This window comes from Sphingobacterium sp. 2149 (assembly GCF_031455655.1).
Classification (GTDB): Bacteria; Bacteroidota; Bacteroidia; order Sphingobacteriales; family Sphingobacteriaceae; genus Sphingobacterium.
Genome location: NZ_JAVDTD010000005.1, coordinates 264600 through 277000, shown reverse-complemented (window position 1 = coordinate 277000; position 12401 = coordinate 264600). Strand labels below are relative to the sequence as shown.

Sequence of the window (12401 nt, the reverse complement as noted above, 5' to 3'; positions counted from 1 at the left end):
AATAGCCATTAATCTGTATGTTAATGGCTATAAAGGGAAATTTTTATTTTTTTAGGAATACTTCGATAAGTACCCAGTATATTTTAAAATGTTGTCTATTGATCTGCATGGTCATTGTCAAATTGATACCAATTTATTTTTGTCGAAACACGCATGAGAATGGCCAGAATAATAAAGATTCCAATAGTTCCGGCGATTAACGAATAATCTCTAAGCTGCATCAATACATAAATAAAGAGATAAAATATGCCTAATATCGAACTGAGAAGCGCTGCGGTCTTCGCATCCTTGGTAATAGCTTTGATAAAACTGCCAATAAGTAAGACTGTCGCCATTGTTGCTGTCACATAAGCCAAATTAAAGCCGATATGTTCTGATAAGGCCAACAGCAAGGTGTAGAAAAGCACCATGGCTGCACCGATTAGTATGTATTGAATGATATGAACTCTTTTTTTCTTGATTACTTCCGTAAATAGGAGTGAAGTAAAGGTAAGGATGATGATCAAAATACCGTATTTGGCAACTCTGGTTGTCTTTTGATAGTTGTTGATGTCGGGTAAAAAATGAATGGTAATCATATCTGTATTGTCCAATAAATTGTTTGCGGAAGTGCCCGGCGGCGTGGTAGTTTGTGGCGTTGTTGGTTCGTTGGTATCGTTGGCGTTTTCTATGTTGGCGTCAAAGCGATAGATGTTGTGAGCGTCACCGACCCATTGTTGTGGAAGTTTGCGGCTGAAAGATGGAATTTCCCAGGATGCGGAAAAATTTGAAGCTTCCGTATTTCGCTTGCTTGGTAGAAACGCACCTGTAAAACTTGGATTAGCCCAGTTTCCTTTTGCTTGGATATTTGTTTGGTCGCTAAGGGGCAAAAAGTTGAGGGACTTCGATCCTTTTAAATCCAGTTTGATCTTGAAATGATTATTATCGTCCTGAGGGGTTAATGGTACAGCACAAACCAAATTTTGATTAAAAAGATTGAGATTATTGAAATCTGGATCGAAAACTATATCCTGGCCATCCCAGTTCAATGTTGGGCGCTTTCCGAGTCCTTTAAAATCTTGGATGCCAAAAATAAGCTTGCTGCCTTTCCAGTCAATATTTTCGACTGGAATCTCCAGTTTTTCTGGGTTTAATTTGCCAAAATTTCCTTCCACGGTAATGTTGCTGCTGTAAACTACAGAAGTATAAATTCCTCTTGAAAGATGTTGGGGAGAAATAGCTGTAACGATATTGGAAATTTTAGGTAAGACAAATATCCATTTAGTCTCTTCTCTCAGGTTAGATTTTTCAGTTTTTTCGGCCGATAAAGGGACCGTTTCGCGATAGGGGATGGCAAGTACTGGACTGGACACTACTTGGTCTTTTCCCCAATTGAGGGCGATGCCTCCGGACACTTCCTGTTCCCTTGATTTTCTTTCTTCAATTAAATCACGAATTAATGCAAGAGGGATAAGCAAGATTAAAGAAAGAAATAAGATGACGAATAGTTTTAGTACAGTGGAATTGCTGATTTTCTCAAACAATGAAGAGGGCTCCATTGGAGATGAATTGTTGTTGTCCATGGTTTTAGCTGTTTAGGTTTATTTGAATGTTTTCGCTATACAGTGCGATTTGAAGTTCGGTGAGCTGTAACTGTAACATGTCCTTAAATTCTAAATGATGAAATCGCTGAAGTGTTCGGCCTTTTTGAAAGTTCTTTTTGTAACAACTGAAGTATTCTGGGAACAGTATTCCGCCAATGAGGACCATCCCAAAAAGGTATAAACTGATCTTTCCATTACCCAATAACAAATACTGCATCGCAATTTCGTCTTGGATTTCTGTTCCAGTTTCGGTCAGAATGTGAAAAACGTCATGGTTTTCTAATTTAGGCATCACTTCGAAGCCTTTACTTTCGTAAAAAAGGCCAAGCGAGTGACCAATGCTTCCGACAGGATAATTTAGAAATTCTTCCTTGCGAATTCCCCAAGCCTTTTTATTCCATTTAAAGACTGTCGCATAGATTTTGGAGGACCAGTCGTAGAGGTGCAACATGAGTTTTAATCGGATTTTTTTCATATTTCTTTTTTTTAAAAGTACTTTGTTTTTCAAAGTGCATGGATAAAAAAATTATTTGTATTGTTGTTTTATTAAATTTTCTAGTGCAGCAAGGTGATTTTCAAATGCTTTTAGTCCTTTAGCAGTTCTTTTATATCGGGTATTTGGCTTTCGTTCGACAAAGCTTTTCTCGACAACAATATATTCTTCTTTTTCCAACGTTTTCAGATTGGAGGCAAGGTTACCATCCGTTACCTCCAACAATTCTTTCAATGAATTGAAATCGTACTCCTCATTTGCCGCGAGAATACTCATTATCTGGAGTCGTACTCTGTTTTCAAATATTTTGTCATATAGAGAAAGATCTAATTTCACGATTCGTATTTTTTGTAAACGATAAAACCATAGATGATGTGTAACACACCAAATCCCAATCCCCACAAAAGTAATCCTTTATCCGGAAAAGCTAGCACGATCAGGCCTAGGCAGATTTCTATTATGCCTAGTGCTTTTACTTCGGCAAATGTATAAATACTCCCTGCGGTCAGTGCTAGTCCATAAAATATGAGTAGCATAGCGGCAACCAGCTGGTAGTATCCTTGGATAAAAAACAGCGCCGATACGAAGCCACCTGCAAGTAATGGAATTGAAACTGTAAATAAAAGTGATTTGCTTGTCATGTTCCAAATGGACTGTTTATTTTTTCTCGCCTTTCTACGCGCCATGACAAAACCAGTCACTAAGGATAAGAATAAAATGGTCAGCGCAATGATCAAAAGCACTTGGGATCTTTCCAAATTATTGCCCCCTAATAGCACGGCACTTTGAGGTTGATATATAATATAGTATCCTAATAGTGTTCCCACGAGCGCATAGCAACCCATAAGGACGCCCGATAATCCGCTAATTGAAACAAATTTGGACGATTTTTCCATTAATGATCTGATCTGCCCAAGCTCTTTATATAAATCTTTCTGTTCCATAAAAGTACTTTGATAATCAAAGTAAATGAATAATAATGAATTATGCAAGAGCCTAGGCGAGTATTGAAAAAAAATAAAAAAAAGAGTAAAAAATACTTGCAGGATATATGTTTGGTTTCTATCTTTGTGGCATCAAAAGAAATCCTAATGCGGAAGTGGCGTAATTGGTAGCCGCACCAGACTTAGGATCTGGCGCCGCAAGGCGTGGGGGTTCGAGTCCCTTCTTCCGCACTTGATGTCCTCCCGAACTTAAAACCTCGGGAGGATTTTTTTATGAATGCGATATAGCTAAAAAGAGTATGAATATTTCACACGAGAATGTAGATGCAATCAATGCGGTAGTCAACGTCGCATTAGCACCTGAAGATTATAATCCTCAAGTCGACAAAGAGATTAAAGCGCAAGCTAAAAAAGCAAAATTGCCAGGGTTCCGTCCAGGTCAAGTTCCTGTTGGACATATCAGACGTACTTATGGTAAGTCTATTTTATTTGATGAGGTCAATAAATTAGTGAATGAAAAAATCACCAATTACATTACTGAAAATAAATTAGAAGTTTTAGGTCAGCCACTTCCTTTGGAAGATGACGCGCAGTACAGCTGGGATTATAAAGACAATTTCAACTTTAAATATGAAATTGGTCTTGCTCCGGCGTTTGAATTGCCTTTCACTGCTGAGACTGAATTTACTTCTTACGAGATCAAAGCTGATGAAGAAACATTGGCAGATCGTATCAAGAACTTGCGTCGTAGCTATGGAAAAATGACTAATCCAGAAGTATCTGAAGAAGGTGATGTATTGTATGCAACATTGAAGCAAGATAAAGAGGATGGTTTAGAGAAAACAACTTCTATACGTACTGATATCGTAGAAGATGCTAAGGTCAAAAAATCATTGGTTGGTCTTAAGAAGGACGATGTTGTTAAGATTGACGTTAAAAAAGCATTTAAAACTGAAGATTTAGCACGGATATTAGGTATTACCGAAGAGGAAGCAACCGCTTTAGATGTAACTAAATTTGAATTGACTGTTAAGAATATCAACCGTTTAGAGGAAGCTGATCTTAATCAAGAATTTTTCGATAAGTTATTCACTGAAGGTGAAGTGACGGAAGAAGCTCAATTCACAGAAAAAGTGAGAGAAGAAGTTGAAAACTTATTCAAACAAAATTCTGATCAAAAGTTACGTAATGACATGTATACTTTTGGTATGGAAAAGGTTGATGTAGCTTTCCCTGAAGAGTTCTTAAAAAGATGGTTGAAAGCAACTAATCCAAGTATTTCTGAAGAAGAATTAAACGAAGGATTTGCCGATTTCTTAAACAACTTGAAATGGACGATCATTGAAAATCGTGTGGTTACAGAAAACGGTCTTGAAGTTAAATATGATGAAGTGATCAATTTAGCGAAGGAACGCATCTATGCGCAAATCAAGATGTATAACATCAATGAAGAGCCTTCTGATGAGCAGTTGAACCAATTTGCAATTCAATTATTGCAAGACCGCGAACAAGGTAATCGTTTGTTTGAAGAAGCTAAAGCTTTGAAGGTATTTGATCACTTGAAGGGTTTAGTTAAATTGAATTCGGAAGAAATCGAATACAAAGAATTCGAGAAATTATCCTAAGCGATTTTTAAATAAAAAGGAAGTCCCTTCAATCTACTGAAGGGACTTTTTTTATTTTCATCGCAGCGTGGCCGCAGCTTTTACACTATTTTTTTGTTGTTCAGATCTTCCACAAATCGCCTGAGTCGGCAGTTATATGGAGCTGAAATACAAAAGCGCTGCTGTTGAAATCGACATGAATTCATGGAATGGGGACAATGCCGTTGGAACGGGAGTTGGGCTATTAGGAGATGAAAAGGGTCCGATTGAGATGGACGAGGTCTGTCTTAGCTTAAAGAGGTATTCCGGAATTGAAAGAGGTTTTCTTGAGTTTGAAGAGACCGGTTGAACTACCCAAAGAATTAGACGGAAAGGGTTAATTGACCTTGCCTTTATTTGTTTCAGCAGGAGTTGTCGTAATCGTTTTCTTGCCAAATGGAAATAGCCGTTTTAAGAACTCGGAGAAGCTGTTGAATTCCTGTCGATACAGTAATCCGAAAGCGCTTATATACTCGCCATCGTTGGGGCTAAGAAGAAAATTTCGGGTGTTTAATCTGTTTGAGGCCCTGAGGACTAAACGGCCATCTTTTCTTAAATAAAACATCGCTTCAGCATCTGTAGAGACCCGATCTGAAAAAACATTTAAATCCGTAAGGGCCTGACTTCTGCGATCCGAGATCCCTCCGGTCAAGACAAGTCTGTCATTAAATAAGCGTAGCGAGGCGGAAGCATCATTTAAAGACTTAATATTAATATCAAAGAAATTGATGTTGAGCGATTGGGCTATAATGTTGTTGATTTGGTTGAATGCTATCTCAGTTCCCGCAGATAACAAAGTATTGTTCACTTCTTTACCGAAGTCAGTTTGTGTGCCAGGGGTAAAACTCCTTCGAACGATCAGACTAAGTGCTTGTTGATTGACATTGTTGGCATCTGAAAAATAACCTTGCAACTCATCCTTAACGCCGGGGTTCTGTGGGAAATTGATATCGAAGGTGATCTCAGGCTGACTTAATTGACCTTTTAAGATCATGTCGGCCTGTGCCAATACGCGTTCGGGATTTTCTTCACGTCCGGCTGCATTATAAAGCGGTGCTAAGCTCGTTCTTTGTTGATAGATGGCGTTGATATTGATATTGGCTTCTGTGGGATTTCCAGCCCATCGCACTGTTCCTCCTTCTTTAAGATCAAAGATCTTATTGATATAATCTTGGGCGGTAAAATTAAATTTTCCACTGTTGATGATAAAATCCCCAAACATTTCAAAATCGCCCAAAGAGGATATTCGCATATTAAGATTGCTATTTCCCCGTCCCGATAATTCGCCCATACTGGAGAATAAATTGATCTCTGCATTGGGGTTGATTAGGAGATCCATATTCATGGTTAGACCGTTGAAATCTCGTTTTTTTGTGTTTTTCTTGATTTTTGTGGAGTCTTTCTCGATAAAGTAAATAAAGTCGGTGTCTGATATGGTGCTCGCGTTGTTGAAAGGGATATTGATAACAGTATTTTCTTCGGATTTAGCACGGATGTTGATATTCATTGCTGAGGTAAGTCCCTTAAACTTGAAATTGCCCGAGGCGTAAGCCGTTCCGTAATATATGTCATTGTCCTTAATTGTGGTATTTAATACTAAAAAATTCTTGGCTTCTGCAGTAATATCTATATCAGGGTCACTTAATTTGTTGAGGTCGACAACTCCATCAATGGTCGCTACATTGTTTTTTGGATCATATACTTTTAATCCTTTTAGAAAGATTCGATTGTTGGTAAGCTCAATTTTATCAGAAAGCCGATAGGGGGTTTTTAGATAATTGATAACCATCGAAGCATTTTCCAATTTGCCGTCGCCTGTAATTTTGGGATTTAGAATGTCACCTTCAATCGTAAGATCTGCGTTCACTTTTCCCTGAATATTGGATACTAAGTTTCGTAAAAATGGCTGGAAAATAAATACATCTGTATTTGCGAGTTTGGCTTTAAGATTAAGCTTATTATTTTCATTTAAGTGATTATAAGAACCTTTTAGCTGAATCAATTTATTACCTTCTTCGATCTTGCTATCTAGTTTTACGTGTTGATTTTCGGGGTCGTAATTAGCACTAAGCGCCAGTGAACCGATGGGAATATTGTTATAGAGGATAGGAGAAGTCTTTATATTGGCTACAACAAAGGGGGATTTAAACACAGCGTTAACTTCAATATTTCCGTTCATATTTCCGGAGAGATTGATGCCGTAAGGCTTGGTTATACCATTTAAGGAGGTGAGGTTAAAGTCCTGAAATTTGAGATTGATCTGATCACTTTCTTCATTGGAAAGTATACCGTCAATGTGGACCTTTTGGTTATCATGACTTAGCGTTAGTTTTTCAAAGTACCATTTTCCTTTCGATATTTTAAGCTGTGCATCATTATTGACTAGCCAGCTCTCTCTATTGATCAAGATATTCGACGGATAGAAATTGATATAGGCAGGTTTGGCATGAGCAAAACGGATGACTCCATTCAGATCTAGACTGTTGCTTGCCTCTAGTTCCGACATTTTGATGTTGAATTGTAAACTATCGTTTGCCAGCGTGTTTGAAATATTGACGTTTTTAATATAGGTACTGTCAGTAAAGTTAATTCGATCAATGGAGGTTTGCAGTTCCATATTTTTCAAATTGGCATTTTGATCGATAATCAGGTGAGTGAGTCGGATACCATTGTACTTCAATTCAGGCGCGTAAAAATTAAAATTAGCCGTTTGTTTTTCACTTTCAAATTTGGCGTTCAATGTTGCACCACTGTCCAGCGCAATATCTTTTTTAAAGAACGTTGCGATAGGCTTGAAATAAGTAATATTAATATTGAGGTCAAAGTCTTGGCGGTTAAACATGTCCTTCTCAAAACCAATAGCCGGGGCATAGCGCATCGCTAAAGCTTTAAAATAAGGAACTATCGTATTGAGGTCTATTCTTCCTTTGAGATCAATATGTCCGATAGCCGACTGCAAGGTTAACGAGCGTTCATTTTCATCTCCTTCTGCTAGAAAATTGATGTTTCGTATAACAAATTGCCCTTTCGAAGAACTGAAGCTTACACTGTCTGATTTAAACTCACCGGTAATATTATTGATATTGTCCCCAATTAAGCTGGTATGGAATTTTGTGTTCGTAATGTTGATGGAATCTCCTTGAAAGAAGTTGATTTTTTTTAGATTAGCTTGCTGAATATCAGCATCTAGATGATAATTGGGTTTGGCGGACCAATCAATATCTGTTGTAAACTTTAATTTTAAATTTGGATCGGATATACTTCCGGATCCGACGAAAAGTTTCTTTTCTGTTTTTCCCTCAATCTGTACATCTTGATAGCTGTAATTCTTAAAGTTGAAATTTGTCAAATTACCTTTTATCATCAAAGCTAGCATTTTGGGATCAGTACCTGCTCCGTCTATTTGTAGATTGAACCCTGTTGTTCCTAAATCTTTTACTTTTGTAATCGCTCCTACATCGAATTTTTTCGATTGGAAGCTACCTGCATATTTGGTTTCTTTCTGGATATCCAGCAATCCATCCGCTGTAACATCACCAATATCGGTCGTGAAAATTCCCTTTGTTTTAAATTTATTGTACAGTCCATGTAGACTTCCTTTGAAAGAAAATCTATTGAAAAGCTGAACAATTTCCGGGAGTTTAAAGTTTTTTAGATCTCCTAAATCGGCAATAACCCGATTTAAGTCTTGATATTCGGATGAAATTGCTACCTGTGGAATGATGAAATCTGTTTTATCGATGTCAGGTAGTCCAATAATTTGTAGATCACCTGCTAAGCTTGTCTTCTTACCGATTGTTAAATCGACCTGACTGGCGTTGATTGCCGATACCGTACCTTCCAAATTTGCTTTTTTAATATGGACATCAAATTGGACCTGGTGCATGGGGGAGGAGAAGAAAGCAATGTCTTCGGAATGAATACGTGAATCTCGCGCTCGAAGTTGTATGTGAACCTTATTGATGAAGTCTGAAAAGTCATCAAAGCTTTTATAACTAAGTTTGATATAATTCTTAAATGTAGAACGGTTGGTTGCCAACATCAGTTCACTGAGTTCAATAGCCGTATTGCTTATCGTTGTGCGTGCAAGAAGACCTTTAATAACCAATCCTTTCTTTTCATGCAGATTAAAGGTCTTAATATCTGCTGAAAATTGATTGGAATCCATTTTAATATTATCAAGATGAGCGTTTAATTTGGAGATTCCTAAATCTCCAAAATCAACCACTTTATTGTAATGCTTGCGTTTGTGGTCAGTGTAGTTGAACGCATTGTTTTTGATGATAACTTCTTTGATCGCAAAGATGAGTTTTTTTGAACTTTTCTTTTTTTCTTTTTCTGGTGGGTTGAAATACCGAATTAAGAATGAAATATTACTGCTATCCTGAAATTGTTCAAAGGAAGCTTCAGTATCTTCAATTGTTAACTTATTGATTACAATCTTGTTCGACTCAATGAACTCAGAGAGGTTGACATTAGCTTCTAGCTTGCCTGAATGTACTATTTTTTTTCCTTGCGGACTATAGAGTTGAAAATCTTCTACTACAATAGATTTGAAGGGCTTAAAATAGATGCTCTTGAGACTTATTTTGGTATTTAGTTCCTTTGATAAATAGTCTACAGCTTTTTGTGCAACATAGTTTTGTACGGGCTTCAACTGCAGGGACAATGCCAATGCAAGCAGTATAATGACTATACTACCCAGGACTATTGACACTATTTTAATTATTTTTTTGATACTTTTGTATTAAAATTTATTACCTCCAGCTATGGCTATTATTTTAGGGATCGAATCCTCTTGTGATGAAACCTCCGCTTCTATCTGTATAAACGGTGAAATTCGTTCAAATGTTATAGCAACTCAGGCAATCCACGCGAAATATGGTGGAGTAGTTCCCGAGTTGGCTTCTCGCGCTCATCAACAAAATATTATTCCAACAGTGGACGAAGCCATTCGCCAAGCAAAAGTAAGCAAAAATCAAATAGATGCAGTGAGTTTTACACGGGGGCCGGGATTATTAGGTGCACTTTTGGTAGGAACGTCTTTTGCTAAGTCATTTGCACTTGCGCAAAATATTCCTTTAATTGATATAAACCATATGCAGGCGCATATTTTAGCTCATTTTATTGAAGATCCGAAGCCAAACTTTCCTTTTTTATGTCTTACAGTTTCTGGTGGTCATACACAAATTGTATTGGTGAAAGATTATTTTGAAATGGAACTTTTGGGGGAGACATTGGATGACGCAGCGGGGGAGGCTTTTGATAAGACCGCTAAAATCTTAAATCTTCCTTATCCGGGTGGACCGCTTATAGATAAATATTCCAAAGATGGAAATCCGACCGCTTATAGGCTTCCTGAGCCACAAATCCCAGGTTTAAATTTCAGTTTTTCAGGATTGAAAACGGCAATACTCTATTTGGTTCAAGACCAATTGAAGCTGAATCCAGATTTTCTGACAGACAATATGGCCGACCTGTGTGCCAGTGTGCAATCGCGTATTGTATCTATTCTGTTGAATAAATTAAAGAAAGCGGCAAAGGAAACTGGCGTAATGGATATCGCTATCGCAGGTGGCGTTTCGGCTAATTCTGGTCTCCGACAGAGCTTGATTGAAATGGGTGATAAATACAACTGGAGGGTATTCATTCCAAAATTTGAATATTGTACGGATAATGCAGCAATGATTGCGATTGCGGGCTATCATAAATTTTTAAAGAAAGATTTTGTGGGTCAGGATGTGGCTCCTATGGCTAGAATGCATCTATAATCAAGTAGGGTGTTTCAAGTTTCCCACGGCAATTTCATTGTTCATGGGAAACTTAGTATAGTTACTATTTTATAATGGCGAACTATATCCATAGGCTTGTGCTGCCGAGTTAAATACGTTTTTCTTAGGCTGGTAGAAATTCAGTTCATAACCTTCAGCTCCCCAAAAGATACTGATAAAACTGATCCCTTGTGCTGATCGTAATACTGTTAGTATGTGAAAAGCATCGTTGTCAAATTGGCCGCCGTCATCAACACGCCAGGTACTGATGTCATCATACAAGGCTGGAAAATCCAAATTGATCAACTGCTCGTCCTTGGCGTACGAAAATACGGCTAAGGCAGAGTCTTGTTGATTTTCAAAAACCGTAAGATTAAACTCCGACTGATCGCTGAGTATCGCTATGGTTGTGCTTTTGTTAATCTTTCTGTTGTATTTTTTTTCAAGTTGCTCCCTAATATTTGTGGAAGTTTCTCTTTGAACTTGTGTAAACTTCTCGATTTTATACTGCTCTATAAAAGCCTTGTTGACCAGCATACCAAATTCACCGGATTTAACTGCAGCGCTAACTTTAAATAATGAACCTTCACTATTTGCAAAGTTCTGTGCGGTCTGTCTACCGTTGCTCCCCTTACTATCTGTTTTATTCTGAACAAACTCAAGGGGGCTGACTTGGTCTTCTACGATAACATAATTATATTTTTCGGGACTTTCCATTGCCTGATCCATCGGAAGAGCGATAAGTGAGTCCCTTTGCTGGTTTAAAAAACCAAAGTATGGTGAAATTGTTTCTTCCGTATTTTCATGCTTAATTGCAGTCTTGGATTGATGTTGATTGTTGCCACAAGCATATACTGTAAGTAGAAAAATAGCTAAAAAAAATGACTTCATAAGCATCTATATTTTTTTTTGTGAAATATAAGGCTTTCGTGCATCATAATGAAAAGATTTAAACTTTAATATTATGATGAACTCCAAATTGAATATTTACCGCAAAGAATGGCTGGATGTTATTTTTGCTGGTCGTAACAAAATGTACGGCGCTTACGAGTTGCGAAATCTCTCTGATAAAGCAACAAATTTGGGTTTGGGAATTGTGGTTTCTTTTGCAGTTTTGCTGATCGCAGGGTCCTATGCATATAATACATATTTTAAGCAAACTGTTCCCGCCGTGATTTATAAAGTACAAGATATTGGACCCGACATGCTGGAAGAAATTCAAAAGAAGGAAGAGGAGAAAGAAGAGGTTCCTGAAGAACCTGTCATGATGCAGGAGAAGGCCCCGCAGCAGGTTGCCCAAGATGTATCCAAATTTGATCTGGTTAGAATGCCTGATATAAAAGTGGCCAAAGCAAATCAAGTTACGGAAGAACTTGTGAGTCAGGATGAACTGAAGAATCCCAATACGATGACTTCAAGGATTACATTGAAGGCAAGTCCATCGGGTACATATATTGCGCGCGGTGAATTTGGTTCTTCGAAAAGAGATGGTGATATTACTGGCTCCGGGATTGGTTCGGTATCCGGCGGTGGAACCGATGGTGATGCTAACAATACATTTACATCGGTGGAGATTATGCCAATACCTGTAGGAGGGTTGCCCGCGTTTATGAAATGGATTGCCGAGAATTATAACTTTCCGCAACAGGCTTTAGATCAAGGGGTGTCTGGTGTCATAGAGGTTTCTTTTGTCGTTGAGAAAGATGGGTCATTGACAGATATTGCTGTCAAACGTGATATGAAATTTGGTACCGGGGAGGCTGCTATAAACTTATTGAAGAAAGCGAAAAAATGGAAACCTGGTGTACAGAATGGACTTAAAGTGCGTGTGGCATATACGTTACCGATCCGTTTAAGTGCTGTAAGCCAATAAGCTCTTCTTAACTTTATTTAACAAATCATCAATTAAACTTTTGATAGCCGATACGGCTCTTACTAATAAATAAGTTGAAAAAGAGTACTTATAA

Annotated in this window: 10 protein-coding genes and 1 tRNA gene; 5 read left to right on the top strand and 6 right to left on the bottom strand. The window is 37.8% G+C overall.

Going from position 1 to position 12401, the window contains the following annotated elements; all coding sequences use genetic code 11:
• Window positions 1-95: 95 nt before the first annotated feature.
• Genes creD through J2X77_RS09540 form a run of 4 tightly spaced genes read right to left on the bottom strand, consistent with a single transcriptional unit; the run spans window position 96 to window position 3020 of the window.
• On the bottom strand, window positions 96-1562 hold the full coding sequence (creD, locus tag J2X77_RS09555) for a cell envelope integrity protein CreD (RefSeq protein WP_310080495.1): 1467 nt from the start codon (window positions 1560-1562) through the stop codon (window positions 96-98).
• Window positions 1563-1566: 4 nt separating this feature from the next.
• Window positions 1567-2058, bottom strand: coding sequence for a hypothetical protein (locus J2X77_RS09550; RefSeq protein ID WP_209576692.1), 492 nt, complete (start codon window positions 2056-2058; stop codon window positions 1567-1569).
• Window positions 2059-2109: 51 nt separating this feature from the next.
• Window positions 2110-2412, bottom strand: a complete 303-nt coding sequence (locus tag J2X77_RS09545) for a transcriptional regulator (RefSeq protein ID WP_209576691.1) — start codon at window positions 2410-2412, stop codon at window positions 2110-2112.
• Entirely contained in the window at window positions 2409-3020 is a 612-nt protein-coding gene (locus J2X77_RS09540) for a hypothetical protein (protein ID WP_209576689.1), read from the bottom strand. The genes J2X77_RS09545 and J2X77_RS09540 overlap by 4 nt, the downstream gene beginning before the upstream one ends.
• Window positions 3021-3169: 149 nt before the next feature.
• On the opposite strand from J2X77_RS09540, the gene J2X77_RS09535 reads away from it, so the two are divergent.
• From J2X77_RS09535 to J2X77_RS09525, 3 genes are all read left to right on the top strand, one after another.
• Window positions 3170-3251 (top strand) — tRNA-Leu (locus tag J2X77_RS09535).
• 68 nt (window positions 3252-3319) lie between these two features.
• Complete coding sequence (locus J2X77_RS09530; RefSeq protein ID WP_209576687.1) at window positions 3320-4645, top strand: trigger factor; 1326 nt, start codon at window positions 3320-3322, stop codon at window positions 4643-4645.
• A 136-nt stretch (window positions 4646-4781) separates the two neighbouring features.
• Window positions 4782-4973 carry a hypothetical protein gene (locus tag J2X77_RS09525; protein WP_209576685.1) on the top strand — a complete coding sequence of 64 codons (192 nt, stop codon included), beginning with the start codon at window positions 4782-4784 and terminating at the stop codon, window positions 4971-4973.
• A 27-nt stretch (window positions 4974-5000) separates the two neighbouring features.
• On the opposite strand, the gene J2X77_RS09520 is transcribed toward J2X77_RS09525, so the two are convergent.
• Window positions 5001-9380 (bottom strand): translocation/assembly module TamB domain-containing protein, encoded by a 4380-nt coding sequence (locus J2X77_RS09520; protein WP_209576682.1) that lies wholly within the window; start codon window positions 9378-9380, stop codon window positions 5001-5003.
• 52 nt (window positions 9381-9432) lie between these two features.
• Between J2X77_RS09520 and tsaD the strand changes: the two genes are divergently transcribed.
• On the top strand, window positions 9433-10434 hold the full coding sequence (gene tsaD, locus J2X77_RS09515) for a tRNA (adenosine(37)-N6)-threonylcarbamoyltransferase complex transferase subunit TsaD (protein WP_209576680.1): 1002 nt from the start codon (window positions 9433-9435) through the stop codon (window positions 10432-10434).
• A 69-nt stretch (window positions 10435-10503) separates the two neighbouring features.
• Here the strand turns inward: tsaD and J2X77_RS09510 are convergent, their stop codons facing one another.
• Window positions 10504-11325 (bottom strand): hypothetical protein, encoded by an 822-nt coding sequence (locus J2X77_RS09510; RefSeq protein ID WP_209576678.1) that lies wholly within the window; start codon window positions 11323-11325, stop codon window positions 10504-10506.
• A gap of 73 nt (window positions 11326-11398) precedes the next feature.
• On the opposite strand from J2X77_RS09510, the gene J2X77_RS09505 reads away from it, so the two are divergent.
• The gene (locus J2X77_RS09505; protein WP_209576677.1) at window positions 11399-12307 is read left to right on the top strand and encodes an energy transducer TonB; all 909 of its coding nucleotides are present in this window, start codon (window positions 11399-11401) and stop codon (window positions 12305-12307) included.
• Window positions 12308-12401: the final 94 nt, after the last annotated feature.